Origin of the sequence: Geminicoccus flavidas, from assembly GCF_009806515.1 — a bacterium.
Taxonomy (GTDB): Bacteria; Pseudomonadota; Alphaproteobacteria; order Geminicoccales; family Geminicoccaceae; genus Geminicoccus; species Geminicoccus flavidus.
In genome coordinates, this window is the sequence record NZ_WUJP01000711.1 from 1 (window position 1) to 16,939 (window position 16,939).

Sequence of the window (16,939 nt, forward strand, 5' to 3'; positions counted from 1 at the left end):
CGTCGAGGGTGCCGCAAAGAAGATCAAGGGCTCGGTGAAGGAGACCGTCGGCAAGGCGACCGGCGATGCCAAGACCGAGGCCGAGGGCAATGCGGAGAAGAACGAGGGGCGCATTCAGAACGCCGTTGGCGGTGCGAAGGACAGCATCCGGGAAGTCGTCGGCAAAAAGTGAGTTCAGGCCGCTTGACCGCTGAACCTATGGCGACAGGCGGCTTTCACCCGCCTCCTCCCGTTGGGCGCCACCTAGGGCGAGACCACCGGTAAAGCAGGTAGCCGGCTGCACTGAACGAGGCAACGTTGGCGCTGGCCCACAATGCCATTTCGGTGAAGGTCACGTTCGTCCTTTGGCTCGGCGCTCAGCCGGTCGCCCTCATCATACCGCCGGCCGCAATAAGGCTACTCCATCTACGAGCCATACCGGCAGCGGATCACTCGCTGTCCCTCGAGGAGCAGCGACTCGACCCCTAGCCAGGGTCGCTCCTCTGGCCCCACACCTTGTCCAGCCGCTTTGCCACCGCTGCAGCAATGAACTTCTGCGTGAGCGCGTCCTTCTCCAATGCGATGATCTTGCTGTCCCGGACGGCCTCCAGCGCACGGACCTGCAGCGCATCATCCCCTGCAGCATCCCGCAGCCTCTTGAACTCCTTCAGGATCTTCCGACGCTCGGCCATACGCCACTTGTCGATGAAGTCGAACTGGTTTGGCCGTTCAAACTGAGACATGGCGGCGGGCTCTGCATGGCGGTGCGCCGTGGCAAAAGCCGAAGCATGTGCACTGGTTCCGTCGCCAAAGGTGGGCCGGCCACTCGGACGAGCGTTGAGACCGTTGTGGGATCCTTGGCGGGTGCGGCAGGTTGAGTGGCATATTCCTGTTCTTGGGAGATGTTCCATGCCTGACGAGCAGCCAGCTCTGGGCGCCGCACCAACCAGTCCCGACACAGACCCCGCATCATCCGATGACATCGCGCGCCTGTTTGCCTGCCAGGCAGCCACGACAGATCAGGCCGCGGCTGAGGTAGATCAGAGAGTGCGTACAGCACTCTTGGCGTGTGTTCATGGCGATGAAGAGTGAGAGCCTTCCATTCCAGCAGAGCACTAAGTAGACATACATTAATTTTACTTAATGGTGTCGGGCCACTTGAGTGGCAAGCTCAGCCGACTAGTTTCTCAGGTTGGAGGGAGCAAAGATCCCTTCACTTTGATCAAAGGTACCTCGATTAGGGCGTCTAAGGGCGCCCTTTCTTCTAACGACTTTCGACGTAGCCTTCAGGCAGCTGACGGCCTCGGTTTCGGGTCACGGCCACCCAGTTCTTACTAAGTTAGATGCCGCTGGACACAAATGCTGGCCAGCCGGCAGCTGCCTTGCCGTGGCCGCCTGGTCCTGGTCCGGCAGCGGTCTGGCTTGGCTAGCGCCGTCATGTTCATCACCATCAAGGTCGGGCGGGATCGCCACCTGTGGCGTGGCCGTCCGTGTTCGAGCGCTACCGCCGCATCGTTCTCGGCAGCCGGATGCTGGGCATGCTGGGCCGGGTGCAGCGGTAGGTCGACCTGGTTGCGAGGCGTCTGGAGGCCTTGGGTAGACTGCTCGCGCCGATTGAGGAACGAGCCGGGCCGCAAGCCACAGCCAACCAGCACGCCAAAGCCTTGGCCGCGCACCGGCCATTCCGTTGCTGCAGATTACCCTGATTTTCCGCCTGGGGCTGCCTTGGGGCTGCCTTAGAAGTCAGAAGTCTCGTCTTAGGACAATAGCAGCTCGCTAAGCTGCTGAAATCTCTAAAGAAGGTGGTGGAGCCGATCGGGATCGAACCGACGACCTCTAGAGTGCGATTCTAGCGCTCTCCCAGCTGAGCTACGGCCCCGCACCGGGCGCGGGGTATCGGGCATGGGGACGTGGCTGTCAAGCGGTCATGGGGCGGCGGTGATCAGTGCCGGGGCAGCGAGCGCTGGGTCTGGTAAGGGCGGGGCGTTCCGATATGATCCGCACGCACTCGGATGATGGGTGCAGCATGGACCCATGGGCCTGGCAGGACGATGTACGCACTCGCGAACCTGATCGATACCACGGTCAGCATCTATCTCACCTTGCTGTTCGCCGCGGTGATCCTCACCTGGCTCGTGCAGTTCAACGTCGTCAATCCGCGCCAGCCGCTGGTGCACACGATCGGCACGTTTCTCTACCGGATCACCGAGCCGGCGCTGGCACCGATCCGGCGGGTCATGCCCAATCTCGGCGGCATCGACATCAGCCCGGTGATCCTGATCCTGCTGCTTCACTTCGCCCGCAACTTGATCGTCTACGACCTGCTCCTGCCGATGGCCTATCGCAGCGAGATGCAGATCGTCCCGGGCGGCTGAGCCATGCCCGCCTGGCGTCCGGCCGGTGCCGCGGTCGAGCTGGCGGTGCGCGCCAAGCCGCGCGCCGGGCGAAACGGCATCGAGGGGGTCGTCGTTGAGGCGGACGGCTCGGCCTGGCTGGTGGTCCGGGTCACGGCGGTCGCGGCGGACGGCAAGGCCAACCGGGCGGTGATCGCCGAACTGGCTTGCGCGCTGAACATCGCTCCGTCCTCCATCGAGCTGCAGGCCGGCCAAAGCAGCCGGCGCAAGCGCCTGCGGATCGCCGGTGACCCGGAACGGCTGGTGGCCGCCCTGGAGAAGCTAGCGCCGGAAGAGGAATAAACGGCTGATGACGGACGCCGGGCCGGCACGCGGCCGCAAGCGAGGGAGAGGCTCAAGGCATGACCAGGATCATCGACGGCAAGGAAGCTGCCGGGCGGCTGCGCGACAAGGTCGCCCGGGAGGTCCGTGACCTGGTGGCGGGCGGCGGGCAGATGCCCGGCTTGGCCGTGGTCCTGGTCGGCCGTCATCCCGCCAGCCTCGCCTATGTCGGCACCAAGACCAGAATGGCCGAGGCCGCCGGCATGGTCGGGCGGCTGATCGAGCTGCCGGACACCACTACCACCGAGGAACTCCTGGCGACGGTCACCGCCCTGAACGAGGAGGAGGGGGTGCACGGCATCCTGGTCCAGCTGCCGCTGCCCGACCGGATCGATGCCACCCGGGTGCTGGGCGCGATCGATCCCGCCAAGGACGTGGACGGCTTCCATCCGCTCAATGTCGGCCGGCTGTTCTCGGCGAGCGGCCGGATCCCGACCGACCTCCTGCTGCCCTGCACGCCCAAGGGCTGCATGATCCTCCTAGAGGAGACGCTGGGTGATCTCGCCGGCCGCCGTGCGGTGGTGGTCGGCCGCTCCAACATCGTCGGCAAGCCGCTGGCGGCCCTGCTGCTGGCGGCGAACTGCACCGTCACGATCGCCCACTCGCGCAGCCGGGACCTGCCCGGCTTGTGCCGTGAGGCCGAGATCCTGGTGGCGGCGGTGGGCCGGCCGGAACTGGTGCGCGGCGACTGGATCGGCCAGGGCGCCACCGTGCTCGATGTCGGGATCAACCGGGTGGCGGGGGATGGCGACAAGTCGAAGCTGGTGGGCGATGTCGCCTTTGCCGAGGCGCAAGGCAGGGCCGACGCCATCACCCCGGTACCGGGCGGCATCGGGCCGATGACCGTGGCCTGCCTGCTCGACAACACGCTGATCGCGGCGCGCGCGCTGCACCGCCGGCAAGGATCGAGGCAAGGACGCTGGGTGTAGGGTACCGGGCGCCGGTCCTGCGCCGGGTAATCCTGCCTGGGCCAGGCTTGCCGCCGGTCGGCCGAATCATCACCTTGCCGCTAGGCTTTGCCCAGGAGATCGCTTCAACATGTGCACGCTTAAGGCCGCGGTCGTGCCGGTCACCCCGTTCCGGCAGAACTGCACCATCCTGTTCGACGATGCCAGCGGGGTGGGAACCGTGGTCGATCCCGGTGGGGACGTGCCGATGATCCTGGCGGCATTGTCGCGCCATGGCGTGAAGGTCGAGCAGATCCTGCTGACCCATGGCCATGTCGATCATGCCGCCGGTGCCGCCCTGCTGCAGGAGCAGTTGAACGCCAGTGGCACCGAGGGCGCCCCCATCATACCGGTGGTGGGGCCGGACCGCCGTGACGCCTTCCTGCTGGAGGGGCTGGAGCAGCAGGCGCTGCAGTTCGGCATCGAGGGTGCCCGCAACCTGGTTCCGGACCGCTGGCTCGCCGAGGGCGAGCAGGTCACGATCGCCGGCCATCCCTTCGATGTCCTCCATTGCCCGGGCCACACGCCCGGCCACCTGGCCTTCGCCGCACCGGGCCTGGGCTTCGCGATCCTGGGCGACGTCCTGTTTCACGGCTCGGTCGGGCGCACCGACTTCCCTTATGGCGACACCGATGCCCTGATCCGGTCGATCCGGACCAAGATCCTGCCGCTCGGCGACGACATCGCCTTCATCTGCGGCCATGGGCCGGGCTCGACGATCGGGGCGGAGCGCCTGGGCAACCCGTTCCTGCAGGGCTGACCGCGCCTGCGGCTTCGCCCTGCGGCATCGGTGGGCCCGATCCAGAGTTGACCAAAAGGCAGCTTCGGTCTCAGTCTGGTGGAATCAGGCGAGCGAGGTGCCGGCATGCCGCAGGGATCCCCGACCGTTCGATGGCCAGCCTGCGGGCTGCTGCTCGGCTTGCTGGCGGCTCCGGCCCTGCCGGCGGCCGGCGCGGACCTGCCGGTGGACCTGGAACTGGTGCTGGCGGTCGACGTCTCGGGCTCGATGGATTTGGACGAGCAGCGCCTCCAGCGCGCCGGCTATCTGGAGGCGATCACCCACGACCAGGTGATGGACGCGATCCTGTCCGGGCCGCTGCAGCGGATCGCCCTGGCCTATGTGGAATGGGCCGGGCCGCGCTCCCAGGCGATGGTGGTGCCCTGGCAGTTGATCGACGGCTCGGCCGCCGCGGTGCGCTTTGCCGACCGCCTGGCCGACGCGCCGCTCGGCCGCACCCGCTACACCTCGATCTCGGCCGCGCTGCAGTTTGCCGCCGCCCAGTTCGACGGCAACGGCTTTGCCGGCGACCGGCAGATCATCGACATCTCGGGGGACGGCCCGAACAATTCCGGCGCCCCTGTCCCGCCGGTGCGGGACGAGATCGCGGATCGCGGGATCGTGGTGAACGGCCTGCCGATCATGATCAAGAGCTCGCAGCTCCCGACCGTGACCGGCTTCGACCTGGACACTTACTACGAGGACTGCGTGATCGCGGGCACCGGCGCCTTCGTCGTGCCGGTGCTGGCCACCGGGGATTTCGCCGATGCGATCCGCAAGAAGATGGCGCTGGAGATCGCGGGGCTGCCGCCAGCGCCGACCCTGGTCGTCACGCGCGCGCCGCGGGTCGATTGCGGCATCGGCGAGAAGATGCGCGGCTCCTGGTACCGCGATCCGTGAGCTGGGGGCTCAGTCCTTGGCGCGCTCGAGATAGGAGCCGTCGTCGGTGGAGATCACCACGCGCGTGCCGGCGCTGATGTGCGGCGGGACCGAGGTCTTCACGCCATTGGACAGCACGGCGGGCTTATAGGAGGAGGACGCGGTCTGGCCCTTCACCGTGGGCTCGGTCTCGACCACCTCCAGCGTCACCCGGCTCGGCAGCTCGAACGCGATCGGGATGCCCTCGTGGATGCTGAGGTTGACCGTCATGTTCTCCTGCAAGTACGGCGCGCTGTCGCCGATGATGTCCTTGGACACCTGGACCTGCTCGTAATTCTCCGGGTTCATGAAGTGGAACCCGTCACCATCCTCGTAGAGATAGGTGTAGGGCCGGTCCTCGACATAGGCGCGCTCCACCTGCTCGGTGGTCCGGTAGCGCTCGGAGATCTTCACTCCGTCCGAGATACGCCGGAGATCGAGCTGGGTGACCGGTGTACCCTTGCCCGGATGGATGTTCTGGGCAGTGAGCACCGTATAGAGCTTGCCGTCGATGTCGACGACCGTGCCCTTGCGCAGGCTGCTCGCCAGGACCTTGACCATGACCTGTCCTAATCAGCTACGTGTCCGCGCCGCCCCGACAGCCATGCCGGGCGGTAAGTTGGGTCGCGCTTAGCCGTAAGCAGGCTTGCGGTCCAGCTTCGCATTGCGCTTCAGCCAAAGGCGGCCTTCCTCCATGTCCTCCCCAGCGCCCTGGTGGCACCCGGATGTCCATGCCGATCGCCGGCCGTTCCTCCTCGGCCGCAACCGCATCCGCGACGCCCTGCGCACCTGGTTCACGGGGCAGGGCTTCACCGAGGTCGACCCGGCCTGCCTGCAGCTTTCGCCCGGCAACGAGACCCATCTGCACGCCTTTTCGACCGAGGCGCTGGCGACCGACGGCCGCGTGACGGCGCGGCTGCACCTGCACACCTCTCCTGAGTTCGCCATGAAGAAGCTGCTGGCGGCGGGTGCCGGCGACATCGTTTCCTTCGGCCATGTGTTCCGCAACCGCGAGCGCGGCGTGCTGCACCATCCCGAGTTCACCATGATCGAATGGTACCGGGTCGGCGGGAGCTGTGCCGGGCTGATGGATGACTGCGCGGCGATCCTGGCGCTCGCTGCCGAGGCAGTCGGCGCGCGAGGCTTGAGCTGGCGAGGCCAACTGGCCGACCCGTTCGCGGAGCCGGTGCGGCTGACCGTGGCCGAGGCCTTTGCTGCGGAAGGGATCGACCTGCTGGCGACCGTGGCCCCGGACGGTGCCACCGACCGGGACGCCCTTGCCGCCGCGGCCGGGGCCGCCGGCATTCGGGTGGCCGCGGACGATGGCTGGAGCGACGTGTTCTCCCGGGTCCTGGTCGAGCGGATCGAGCCCCGCCTGGGCATGGGCCGGCCGACCATGCTGTGCGACTACCCGATCCCGGAAGCGGCGCTCGCCCGCCGCAGCCCGACCGATCCCCGGGTGGCCGAGCGCTTCGAGCTCTATGCCTGCGGGGTCGAGCTCGCCAACGGCTTCGGCGAGCTGACCGATCCTGCCGAGCAGCGGCGCCGCTTCGAGGCGGACATGGCGGCGATGCAGGCGATCTACGGCTACCACTATCCGCTGGACGAGGAGTTCCTGGCGGCGCTGGCGCTCATGCCGGACAGCGCCGGGATCGCGCTGGGCTTCGACCGCCTCGTGATGCTGGCGACCGGGGCGCCCAGCATCGAGCATGTGCTGTGGGTGCCGGTGCCACGGGGGTGAAGGCCGTCATGGACTGGCGGTGTTGTGGATCATCCCGAGGCTGACAGTAACCATGCTGGCCATGGCGGCCCTACCTCTTCGGCATGGCCGGCCTTGAGCCGGCCATCCAGGGATGACCGAGAAGACTGGATGACCGAGTCGAGTCCAGCCATGACGGGGGAAGGAAGTGGCAAGTCACCAAGATGCCTGAGTAGGTTGATCTTGCATCGAGTGTTGACTGCTCTTGTCAGCCAGGGTGCCTGAAGGTAGCCGGCATGTTTAGCGCGGGGCGTTGCAGTCGATGATCTCCTCAGCCGTCGACTGTCGCGCCCAAAGCTCCGCATACATCCCGCCCCTGGCCAGCAACTCGCCATGCGTGCCCCGCTCGACGATCCGGCCCTCGTCCAGCACCAGGATCTCGTCGGCATCCACCACGGTGGACAGGCGGTGGGCCACCACCAGCGAGGTCACGCCCTGGACCAGCCGGGCGAGGTTGGTCTGGACGGCTTCCTCGGTGGCGGCGTCCAGGGCCGAGGTGGCTTCGTCCAGGATCACGATGCGCGGGCGCTTGAGGATCGCGCGGGCGATCGCGACCCGCTGCTTCTCGCCGCCGGACAGCTTCAGGCCGCGCTCGCCGACCAGGGTGGCGTAGCCGTCCGGCAGGATGCGGATGAACGCGTCCAGTTCGGCCGCCTCGGCAGCCGCCTCGATCTCGGCCGGCGTGGCGTCCGGGCGGCCGAAGCCGATATTGTAGGCGAGGGTCTGGTTGAACAGCACCGTGTCCTGCGGCACGACCGCGATCGCCTGGCGCAGGCTGGCCAGGGTGACCGTGCGGATGTCCTGGCCGTCCACCAGGATCCGGCCGGCGGTCGGGTCGTAGAAGCGGAACAGGAGCCGGGTGACGGTCGACTTGCCCGAGCCGGTGGGGCCGACCAGCGCCACCTTGCGCCCGGCCGGGACCGTGAAGTCGAGATCGGTCAGGATCGGGCGCTCCTCGCCATAGCGGAAGCTCACCCCCTCGAAGCGGATCTCGCCTTTGCCCGGGCGCAACGGGCGGGCGTCCGGCCGGTCGGTGATGTCCGGGGTCTCGGCCATTAGCTCCAGGAGCAGTTCCAGGTCGACCAGCGACTGCTTGATCTGGCGGTAGAGCTGGCCCAACCGCTCCATCGGTCGGACGAGCTGCAGGAGATAGGTGTTGACCAGGACGAGGTCGCCCACGGTCATGCTGCCCGCCTGCACCCGGCCAAGCGCCGTGAACAGGATCGCCATCATGCCGACCGCCAGGATCGAGACGAGGGCGATCCCGGTCAGGCTGCGGAAGGTCAGGGCCCGGACGGTGAGCGTCTCGACCTCGGCGAGACTTTCATCATAGCGGCGGGCGATCTCCGCCTCGCTGCCGAAATACTTCACCGTCTCGTAGTTGAGCAGGCTGTCGATCGCCTCGCCATGCGCGGCCGCACGGCGGCTGGCCGCCTGCTTCTGGTGCCCGCGCAGCCATTCCGAGCCCACCACCAGCACGACTAGGTAAACCGCCAGGGTGCAGAACAGGACCAGCGCGAAGAACGGGGCGACCCGCACCAGCATCACCGCGGCGACGAACAGGATCTCGATCAGGAGCGGCAGGATCAGGAACACGACGTTGAACAGCACCTCACGCAGGCCATCCAGCCCGTTGCCGAGGATGTTCGCGATCTGGCCGGTGCGCCGGTCCAGGTGGAAGCGCAGGGACAGGCCGTGCAGATGCTCCAGGGCCTTCAGGCCGACCTGGCGGCGCAGCCGCTGCTCGAGCGGGCCGTAGAGCATCCAGCGCAGTTCATTGCCCAGGCGCGAGCACCATTGCAGCACGACATAGCCCGCCAGGATCGCGGCAGGTGCTGCGGCTACCGCATGGGTGCCGGACAACTTGTCGACCAGGGCGGCGAACAGGAGCGGCACCAGAGCGTTGATCGCCGCAGCGCTGGCGAGCAGGGCGATGGTGCCGCCGAAGCGGAGGCGGAGGCCCGGCAGGTCACTTGGCCAGAAGACCTTGAGCAGCGCACGGAAGGAAGGAAGCTGGCCGGCCGGCGCCGGCATGTCGCGGGTCAAGCCATTCTCCCGGAGGCGCGCTCTGGCCGGGATCGTGGTACCTCGCTTCCCAGCCGGCAAGGTGCCGGCCTCAGCCCGTCCTTGCGGATTCGACTCCCGGATGACCTCCTTTCGATCTCTGCGGCTGGCGACGCCGCTCCTGGTGCTGGTCCTCGCCGGGTTTGCCGCCCTGCTTACCGGTATCGGCCTCGGCCGGTTCGCCTATGCCGCCCTGGTGCCCGGCATGATCGGGGAGGGCTGGCTAGGCCCGGTCGAGGCCGGCTACCTCGCTGGCGCCAACGTGATCGGCTATCTCGTCGGCGCGGCCAGTGGCGGCACCGTGGCCAGGCGGCTCAATCTGCGGCCTGCCCTGCGGGTTGCCATGATAGGAACGGCGCTGTCGCTGGCTGCCTGCGCCCTGCCGGTCTCGTTCGCCTGGCTGGTGCTGGCTCGCTTCGTCGCGGGCGTGACCGGCGGCATCCTGATGGTGCTGGCCGCACCCGCCGTGCTGGCGGCGCTCCCGCCAGAGCAGCGCGCTCGCGCGGGCGGCTTGGTCTTCACCGGCATCGGCGTCGGGATCACCTTTTCGGGGGTCGTCGTGCCGCTCCTGGCCGAGCTTGGCACGGCAATCGCTTGGCTGACGCTGGCCATCCTCGCCGCATTCCTGGCCGTGGCCACTTGGCAGGTCTGGCCGGGCTCGCTGGCGGGGCCGGCTGGTCCGGTGGAGCAGGGGGAGCCGGTCCCCGTCAGGCCATGGATGCCGCTCCTGGCGATGGCCTATGGCTGCGACGCGGTCGGGTTCGTGCCGCACACGGTCTACTGGGTCGATTTCGTGGCGCGCGAGCTGGGTGAAGGGATTGCCGCCGGTGGGCTGCAATGGAGCCTGTTCGGGGTTGGCGCGGCGCTCGGGCCTGCGACCATGGGGCTGGTCGCAGCACGCTTCGGCTTCGGTCGCAGCTTTACCCTGGCCCTGGCGGTGAAGGCGGCGGCAGTGCTGCTGCCGGTCCTAGCACCCACACTGCCGGCCCTGGTGGTCTCTTCCGTTCTGGTCGGCGCGCTCACGCCGGCCACCGCTTCGCTGGCGTCAGGTCGAATCACCGAGCTGCTGGAGCCGCGGCTGCGCCAGCGCGCCTGGGCACGGCTGACTATGATGTTCGCCCTGCTCCAGGCATTGGGCGCCGTGCTGATGGCCGAACTGCTGTCGCTGAGCGGCGAGATGAGCGTGCTGTTCCTGGCAGGCGGCGGGATGCTAGCGCTGGGAACGGTCCTGGCCGAGTGTCACCGGCGCCTGGTGGCTCGAGGCATCCATGCAGACGGGCCCGCATCCTGACGCGAATGCGGGCCCGTGCAGGCGAAAGCGGCCACGCCCGAGCTATACTCGCGTGCCGCGACCACGCACGAAGTACATGATCAGGCTGACGACCAGCAGAACGAGGAAAATGAAGAACAGGATCTGCGCGATACCTGCCGAGGCCGAGGCGATACCGCCGAAGCCGAACAGGCCCGCGATCAGCGCGATAACAAGAAAGATCAGCGCCCAGTAGAGCATGGCTCGTACCTCACAGCTTGTTTTATGGCCAAGTTGAGGCCGGTTCGGGCCTGCTTGGTTCGCAAGGTAACAAGTGTTGGCCAGGCGTGCGGTTCCCGGTAGCCGCCGTGCTGCCTGCATGCCAAGATTACCTCCAGCAACCAGGGAGGAAATGCATGGACCGTCTGATGTTCATCGAGCTCGGCATGGGCGCGGACCTGCAGGGCCAGGACCCGACCAAGGCGTCGGTGAAGGCGATCAAGGACGCGATCGGGCACAACTACCTGCCAGCCATGCGGGCCCTAACCAATGAAGGGCACACGATGAAGGTGCATGTCCGCCTGGGCGTACCGGCCGGTGCCGGCGGGGTCGACCTGGATACGGTGAAGGCGGCGCTCCCCCATGGCGAGGTGACGCTGGAAGTGGTCGACGGCGGCATGCTGACCCCATCCGGCACGCCGGAATTCGGGCAGATCTGCATGGTGGTGGCGGCGGTCGAGGTCGGCATCTGACCGGACCGGCCCGCATCGGGCCCGGCTTCGGGTCCATTTGAACAAGAAGGGCGCGCGCGGCAGAAACCGCACGCGCCCGGGGCCAGGAACCGTCAGATCTCGTTCTTGGCCATGCCGTCGCGGATGAACTCCGCCTGGCGGATCGCCAGCGCCACGATGGTGAGCGTCGGGTTCTCGGTGGCGCCGGTCGTGAACTGGCTGCCGTCCGAAACGAACAGATTCTTCACATCCCAGCTCTGGCCGTGGCGGTTGACCACCCCGTCCTTCGCCTCGGCCGACATCCGGTTGCTGCCGAGGTTATGGGTGCTGGGGTAGGGCGGCACCTCGTAGACCTCAAGCGCGCCCGCCGCCCGGTAGACCTCACTGCCCTGGCGGAAGGCGTGGCTGCGCATCCGCTCGTCGTTCTCGTGGTCGTCGAAGTGGACGTTGGCGACCGGCAGGCCGAACTGGTCCTTCACCTCGGTGTTGAGCGTCACCCGGTTGGTTTCCCGGGGCATGTCCTCGCCGACGATCCACATCCCCGCCATGTGGGAATACTGGTCCATCTTGCGGGTGAACTCGCGCCCCCACGCACCCGGGTCCAGGAACGCCGCCATGAACGGCAGGCCCAGCGACAGCGTTTCCAGCTCATAGCCGCCGGCAAAGCCGCGCTTCGGGTCGTGGTGCGCCTCGTCCTGGATGATCCCGGCCATGGTGGTGCCGCGGAACATGAACACCGGCTTCTCGAAGGTCGCGTAGACTGAGCCGGTGGTGTGCCGCATGTAGTTGCGCCCGACCTGCCCGGACGAGTTGCCGAGGCCGTCGGGGAACATCGACGAGGCCGAGTTCAGGAGCAGGCGCGGGCTCTCGATCGAGTTGCCGGCCACGCACACCACCCGCGCCTTCTGCAGGTGCTGGTCGCCCTTCTCGTCGGCATAGAGGACGCCCGTCACCTTGCCGCTGGCGTCATGCTCGATCTTCAGCGCCTGGGCGCCCGCACGCAGGTCCAGCCGGCCGGTCTCCTCGGCCGCCGGGATCTCGGTGTAGAGGGTCGACCATTTCGCGCCGAACTTGCAGCCCTGGAAGCAAAAGCCCGCCTGCTGGCAGGAGGAGCGGCCGTCGTCCAAGGGCGTCGAGTTGATCGCCATCCGCCCAGTATGGACGGTCTTGTAGCCCAGGCGCTTGGCACCCGTGTACATCACCCGGAAATTGTTGTTGCCGGGCAGGCCTGGATAGCCGTTGGTGCGGGTGACCCGCATCTTCTTCTCGGCCCGGTCGTAGAACGGCTCCAGTTCGGCCAGCGTGATCGGCCAGTCGAGCAGGTTGGCGCCGTCGATGGCGCCATAGGTGGTGCGCGCCTTGAACTCGTGCTCCTGGAAGCGCAGCGAGGCGCCCGCCCAGTGGGTGGTGGAGCCGCCCACCGTCTTGCAGATCCAGGCCGGCAGGTTCGGGAAGTCCCGCGCCACCCGCCAGCTGCCCGAGGTGGTGCGCTTGTCCAGCCAGGCGAGCTGGGCAAAGGACGCCCACTCGTCGTTGATGAAGGTGTCCGGCCCCTGGCGCTGGCCCGCCTCCAGGAGCACCACGTCGATGCCCTTCTGGCAGAGCTCGTTGGCCAGCGTGCCGCCACCGGCGCCGCTGCCGACGATCACCACCACATGGTCGTCGTTCAGGTCGTACTTGGCCATCGCCGCTTCCTTCCCCTCAGCCCCGGTACGCTTCTGGGCTGGCTTCCTCGTCGGGGATCTCACCCCAGGCGAGGTCGTCGAAGCCGCGGTCGAGATAGCCGCCATATTCGGCGGAACTGCCCTGGTAGGCGAACACCGGCCAGAGCGTCGGATTGTTGTAGAGCGAGACCACCGTCGCCCCCCGGACCTTCCCCAAGAACGGTTCGGCCGAGATCTTCTCCATCACCTGGAGCTGGTAGCCCTCGGACAGCTCGATCCAAGGCTGGCCGTACGCCTCGTCCAGCACCGCCACGCCGTCCCTCAGGAGCCTGGCGGTTTCCGGCGACCCGGTCGCCTCGCGGTCCAGATCCTCGACCACCTTGGCGTAGTAGAAATCGCCCAGCTGGTCGTGCGGATACATCAGCCGGGCCATGCGCAGCAGCGTCTTCGCGCCACGCGCGTCGATGCTCTGCAGCGACATGGCCCAGGCACCATCCACGCCCACGATCGAGACGGCACCGCCCGCGATGGCCACGGTGGCAGTGCCCTGGACCAGCTTGCGCAGGAAGGCCCGCCGGTTCTCATAGATTCGCCTGGTGCCCATCCTCAGCCTCCCTCGCTGCTTGCTTCTCGACTCACTGGTAGCGGCCCGGCCGTTGCAGCACCTCGATCTTGTAGCCGTCCGGGTCCTGGACGAAGAAGAAGCGGGCCAGCGGCCGGCCATCCTGGGACAGTTCCTTGATCGGAGTGGGCGCAGCACCGGTCGCCGCCAAGCGATCGTGCTGGGCCTGCAGGTCGTCTACGGCGAATGCCAGATGACCGTAGCCATCGCCCAGGTCGTGAGGCTCGGTGCGGCCCTTGTTCAGGGTCAGCTCGAGCTCGAAATCCGCCTCGGCGTTGCGCAGATAGACCAGCGTGAAGCTGTCGAAATCGAAGCGGTCGGCGACCTTCAGGTCGAAGCCGTGCTCGTAGAAGCCGACCGACCGCTCCAGGTCCAGAACCCGCAGCATCGAGTGGATGGCCTTGGCCATCACCGCCTCCCATTCCTTCTTTCAAGCCAATCTAGAGGCCTTTGAAGGAGAGGTGGTAGTACGGCCCTACTACGCCGCGGCGGCTGCCACCGGCTGGGCGGCCGGCTTCACCCGGTCCAGATAGATTGTGCAGACCACCCGCAAGAGCGACGCGAAGTTGCGTACCTCGCCCTCGCGGTCCAGCACCTCGTCGTAGAGCTTGGTGACGAAGCGCGGCGTGCTGATGCCCTCGCGCTGCGCGATCTCGTCCAGGATCGTCCAGAACCTCGCCTCGAGCCGGATGCTGGTCACCGCACCATGGAGCCGGACCGACTTGGTGACCTGCTCGTACAGCTTCGGATCGGTAGCGCTGTAGATCCGGCACATGGGGGCTCTCCCTGAACGTCCTGTGGAAGGATAGGCTCGCCTCGAAGGAGAGCAAGCGCTCTACTCCTGTACCGCGGGCAGGAGTGGCTCGGCCGGATCCGTCGGGAGATCCCTGCCATACCTTGCTGCAGTGGTTTGCCGGTAATGGTTCGATCCAACGCACAGAGTATGCATTTATGATGATGATTTTGCTGGAGAGTTGGTCAATATTGATCCAAGAGTTTTAACGGCTCCGGCACTGGAGGAATCCTCGGCCGGCAGAAGACGAGTGCCGTCATTCGCCTCGCGACGTGTGACTGCATCTGCCGCCGGGACAGCCCTGCGGCCGGTGGGGGTACCAGTGGCGGCTGACGGTGCGGATCTCGTTGATGAACGAAGGAGGGACTGTGGCCGCAAGCGGGCCGGAACAGGGGGCCGGCCATGCCAACGAAGACCGGCGCGTGCTGATCGTCGAGGACAACTGGCTCGTGGCGATCGAGATCGAAGCCGCCCTGTCGGAGGCCGGCTACGAGGTGGTGGGCCTCGCCATGAGCGCCGACCAGGCGGTGCGGCTGTGCGGCAGCGAGCGGCCGGCCGTCGTGCTGATGGACATCCGGCTCCAAGGGCGGCTGGACGGGGTCAGCGCCGCGGTCGAGATCCTGCAGCGCTACGGGATCCGCTCTGTCTTCGTCACCGCCCATGGCGATCCCGAAACCCGCGCCCGCGCCGAAGCGGCCCAGCCCCTTGGCTGGATCCTGAAGCCGATGGTCTGGAGCGAACTCGGCCGGCGGCTGGAGCAGATCCGCACCGGCCAAGCCTGAAGCCGCCCGCCCTGTTCAGGTCAGTGCGGCGAAGGCCTCGGTCTTCCGAGTGGGGCCGGACACGATCAAGAGGTCGCCGCGCTCGACCACCGTCTCCGGGCGGGCATAGGTGAAGTCTTCGTGCGGCCGCTTCACCCCCACCACCGTGATTCCATACTTCTGGCGCACCCCAGCTTCGGCCAGGGTGCGGCCGACCAGCGCGCGGGGTGCGCGGGTCTTTACGATCGCGAACCCGTCGTCGAACTCGATGAAGTCGATCATCTTGCCGGTCACCAGATGGGCGACCCGCTCGCCCATCTCCGCCTCGGGATAGACCACGTGGTGGGCCCCGGTCCGCTCCAGGATCCGGCCATGGTTGCGGCTGACCGCCTTGGCCCAGATGTCACCCACACCCAGTTCGCTAAGCGCCAGCACGCTCAGCACGCTCGCCTCGATATTGGTGCCGATACCGACCACCACATGGTGGAACTCGTGGACGCCTAGGCGGCGCAGCACGTCGATGCTGGTGCAGTCAGCTTCCACCACATGGGTCAGCCGCTCCGCCCAGCGCTGCACCAGTTCGCCATCGGCATCGATGGCCAGCACGTCATGGCCCAGCCGGACCAAGGATTCCGCCACCGCGCTGCCGAACCGGCCGAGGCCGATCACTGCCACGCCGTCGCCTTCGGGAATGATCGGGTCAGCCAATGATCGGGCGCTCCTCGGGATAGCGGAAAGGGACTTTCTGCTCGCGCAGGGCCAGCGCGGTTGCCAGGGTGACGGTGCCGACCCGGCCGGTGAACATCAGGACGACGATGAGCAACTGGCCGGGCGGCGTCAGGTCCGGCGTGACTCCGGTGGAAAGGCCGACCGTGGCGGCAGCCGAGATCACCTCGAACAGCGCGTCGCGCACCGGGAGGTCGGTCACCGAGAGCAGGAGGAGTGTGCCGACACCCACGGCCAGCATGGCAAACAGCGCCACAGTCACTGCCTGGCGCTGGGCATGGGCCGAGATGCGGCGGTTGAAGGCGGTGGTGTCGGCCTGGCCGCGGATCTCCGCACGCGCCATCAGGCAAAGCAGCACGAAGGTGGTGACCTTGATCCCGCCGGCGGTGCTGGCGCTACCGCCGCCGATCAGCATGAGGCCATAGCTCGCCAGGAGCGATTCCGGCTGCAGCATCCCGATCTCGACGCTGTTGAAGCCGGTGCTGCGCGTCATCACCGAAAGGAGCAGCGCGTTCACCAGACGGTCCAGCGGCTCCAGACGACCGAGGGTGGCCGGGTTACCCCACTCGTAGAGCGCCATGATCAAGGTGCCGCCTACCAGGAGGAGGGCAGTGCCCGTGAGCGTGATCTTGGTATGGATCGACCAGCTCGCCGGCTGGCGCAGCTCGTGGCGCAGCTCGAACAGCACCGGAAAGCCCAGCCCACCAATCACGGCTGCCAGCATGATCGACAGGAGCATCACCGGATCGGCGACAAAGCCCATCAGGCTGTCGCGATAGGTCGAGAAGCCGGCATTGTTGAAGGCGGAGATCGCGTGGAACAGGCCGTTCCAGGCGGCGTCCCCCCATGGCTCGCCATGGTTGAGGTGCAGGTGGAGGATCAGGACCAGGGCGGTCACCGCCTCAACCGCCAGGGTCGCCCGCAGGATCAGCCGCAGGATGCCGGTGACGTCGCCCAGCGCTAGGCTGCGGGTCTCGGCCTGGGCGATCAGCCGGCTGCGAAACCGCATCCGCCGCGAGATCAGCATGCCGAGCAGCGTGGCGCTGGTCATGATCCCGAACCCGCCCAGCTGGAACAGGAGCAGGATCACGACCTGGCCGAATGGCGACCAGTAGCTGCCGGTGTCGACCAGGATCAGCCCGGTCACGCAGGCGGCCGAGGTCGCGGTGAACAGGGCAGTGAGCAAGGGCGCGCTGCCAGGGCCGGCCCGGGC

20 protein-coding genes and 1 tRNA gene are annotated in these 16,939 nt (G+C 67.3%); 10 read left to right on the forward strand and 11 right to left on the reverse strand.

Annotated elements, in window-relative coordinates; genetic code table 11:
• On the forward strand, positions 1 to 172 hold a 172-nt coding region (locus tag EQG76_RS20360; RefSeq protein ID WP_159716173.1), incomplete at its 5' end, for a CsbD family protein.
• 292 nt (positions 173 to 464) lie between these two features.
• Here EQG76_RS20360 and EQG76_RS20365 read toward each other — a convergent pair.
• Together EQG76_RS20365 and EQG76_RS20370 are read right to left on the reverse strand one after the other, a co-directional pair.
• Positions 465 to 722, reverse strand: a complete 258-nt coding sequence (locus EQG76_RS20365; RefSeq protein WP_159716174.1) for a hypothetical protein — start codon at positions 720 to 722, stop codon at positions 465 to 467.
• Positions 723 to 1,782: 1,060 nt separating this feature from the next.
• Positions 1,783 to 1,858: transfer RNA gene (locus EQG76_RS20370), tRNA-Ala, on the reverse strand.
• 172 nt (positions 1,859 to 2,030) lie between these two features.
• On the opposite strand from EQG76_RS20370, the gene EQG76_RS20375 reads away from it, so the two are divergent.
• The 5 genes from EQG76_RS20375 to EQG76_RS20395 all read left to right on the forward strand — a co-directional run bounded on the left by EQG76_RS20375 (position 2,031) and on the right by EQG76_RS20395 (position 5,339).
• Positions 2,031 to 2,354, forward strand: coding sequence for a YggT family protein (locus EQG76_RS20375; RefSeq protein WP_159716175.1), 324 nt, complete (start codon positions 2,031 to 2,033; stop codon positions 2,352 to 2,354).
• 3 nt (positions 2,355 to 2,357) lie between these two features.
• Positions 2,358 to 2,675 carry a DUF167 family protein gene (locus tag EQG76_RS20380; protein WP_159716176.1) on the forward strand — a complete coding sequence of 106 codons (318 nt, stop codon included), beginning with the start codon at positions 2,358 to 2,360 and terminating at the stop codon, positions 2,673 to 2,675.
• A gap of 59 nt (positions 2,676 to 2,734) precedes the next feature.
• Positions 2,735 to 3,643 carry a bifunctional 5,10-methylenetetrahydrofolate dehydrogenase/5,10-methenyltetrahydrofolate cyclohydrolase gene (locus EQG76_RS20385; RefSeq protein ID WP_159716177.1) on the forward strand — a complete coding sequence of 303 codons (909 nt, stop codon included), beginning with the start codon at positions 2,735 to 2,737 and terminating at the stop codon, positions 3,641 to 3,643.
• Between the two features lie 109 nt (positions 3,644 to 3,752).
• Entirely contained in the window at positions 3,753 to 4,421 is a 669-nt protein-coding gene (locus EQG76_RS20390; RefSeq protein WP_159716178.1) for an MBL fold metallo-hydrolase, read from the forward strand.
• A gap of 105 nt (positions 4,422 to 4,526) precedes the next feature.
• Entirely contained in the window at positions 4,527 to 5,339 is an 813-nt protein-coding gene (locus EQG76_RS20395; RefSeq protein WP_159716179.1) for a DUF1194 domain-containing protein, read from the forward strand.
• A 9-nt stretch (positions 5,340 to 5,348) separates the two neighbouring features.
• On the opposite strand, the gene efp is transcribed toward EQG76_RS20395, so the two are convergent.
• Positions 5,349 to 5,918 (reverse strand): elongation factor P, encoded by a 570-nt coding sequence (efp, locus tag EQG76_RS20400; protein ID WP_159716180.1) that lies wholly within the window; start codon positions 5,916 to 5,918, stop codon positions 5,349 to 5,351.
• Positions 5,919 to 6,051: 133 nt separating this feature from the next.
• Between efp and epmA the strand changes: the two genes are divergently transcribed.
• Complete coding sequence (gene epmA, locus EQG76_RS20405; protein ID WP_159716181.1) at positions 6,052 to 7,098, forward strand: EF-P lysine aminoacylase EpmA; 1,047 nt, start codon at positions 6,052 to 6,054, stop codon at positions 7,096 to 7,098.
• Positions 7,099 to 7,356: 258 nt separating this feature from the next.
• Here epmA and EQG76_RS20410 read toward each other — a convergent pair whose 3' ends face one another.
• A complete protein-coding gene (locus EQG76_RS20410) occupies positions 7,357 to 9,162 on the reverse strand; it encodes an ABCB family ABC transporter ATP-binding protein/permease (protein WP_159716182.1) in 1,806 nt (601 codons plus the stop codon).
• Positions 9,163 to 9,262: 100 nt separating this feature from the next.
• Between EQG76_RS20410 and EQG76_RS20415 the strand changes: the two genes are divergently transcribed.
• A complete protein-coding gene (locus EQG76_RS20415; RefSeq protein ID WP_159716183.1) occupies positions 9,263 to 10,471 on the forward strand; it encodes a YbfB/YjiJ family MFS transporter in 1,209 nt (402 codons plus the stop codon).
• Positions 10,472 to 10,513: 42 nt separating this feature from the next.
• Here EQG76_RS20415 and EQG76_RS20420 read toward each other — a convergent pair whose 3' ends face one another.
• A complete protein-coding gene (locus EQG76_RS20420; RefSeq protein ID WP_159716184.1) occupies positions 10,514 to 10,690 on the reverse strand; it encodes a DUF1328 domain-containing protein in 177 nt (58 codons plus the stop codon).
• Positions 10,691 to 10,845: 155 nt separating this feature from the next.
• Between EQG76_RS20420 and EQG76_RS20425 the strand changes: the two genes are divergently transcribed.
• Positions 10,846 to 11,181, forward strand: coding sequence for a Lin0512 family protein (locus tag EQG76_RS20425; protein WP_159716185.1), 336 nt, complete (start codon positions 10,846 to 10,848; stop codon positions 11,179 to 11,181).
• Positions 11,182 to 11,273: 92 nt separating this feature from the next.
• Here the strand turns inward: EQG76_RS20425 and EQG76_RS20430 are convergent, their stop codons facing one another.
• From EQG76_RS20430 to EQG76_RS20445, 4 genes are all read right to left on the reverse strand, one after another.
• Complete coding sequence (locus tag EQG76_RS20430) at positions 11,274 to 12,845, reverse strand: GMC family oxidoreductase (RefSeq protein WP_159716186.1); 1,572 nt, start codon at positions 12,843 to 12,845, stop codon at positions 11,274 to 11,276.
• A gap of 16 nt (positions 12,846 to 12,861) precedes the next feature.
• Positions 12,862 to 13,428, reverse strand: coding sequence for a gluconate 2-dehydrogenase subunit 3 family protein (locus EQG76_RS20435; protein ID WP_159716187.1), 567 nt, complete (start codon positions 13,426 to 13,428; stop codon positions 12,862 to 12,864).
• A 31-nt stretch (positions 13,429 to 13,459) separates the two neighbouring features.
• Positions 13,460 to 13,855 (reverse strand): VOC family protein, encoded by a 396-nt coding sequence (locus tag EQG76_RS20440; protein WP_159716188.1) that lies wholly within the window; start codon positions 13,853 to 13,855, stop codon positions 13,460 to 13,462.
• Between the two features lie 69 nt (positions 13,856 to 13,924).
• Entirely contained in the window at positions 13,925 to 14,221 is a 297-nt protein-coding gene (locus EQG76_RS20445) for a ribbon-helix-helix domain-containing protein (RefSeq protein ID WP_159716189.1), read from the reverse strand.
• Positions 14,222 to 14,589: 368 nt separating this feature from the next.
• Between EQG76_RS20445 and EQG76_RS20450 the strand changes: the two genes are divergently transcribed.
• Complete coding sequence (locus tag EQG76_RS20450; RefSeq protein ID WP_159716190.1) at positions 14,590 to 15,021, forward strand: response regulator; 432 nt, start codon at positions 14,590 to 14,592, stop codon at positions 15,019 to 15,021.
• A 15-nt stretch (positions 15,022 to 15,036) separates the two neighbouring features.
• Here the strand turns inward: EQG76_RS20450 and EQG76_RS20455 are convergent, their stop codons facing one another.
• The gene (locus EQG76_RS20455) at positions 15,037 to 15,708 is read right to left on the reverse strand and encodes a potassium channel family protein (protein ID WP_159716191.1); all 672 of its coding nucleotides are present in this window, start codon (positions 15,706 to 15,708) and stop codon (positions 15,037 to 15,039) included.
• Positions 15,701 to 16,939, reverse strand: a 1,239-nt coding sequence (locus EQG76_RS20460) for a TrkH family potassium uptake protein (RefSeq protein WP_159716192.1), incomplete at its 5' end; no start/stop codon positions are given. The genes EQG76_RS20455 and EQG76_RS20460, both read right to left, overlap by 8 nt.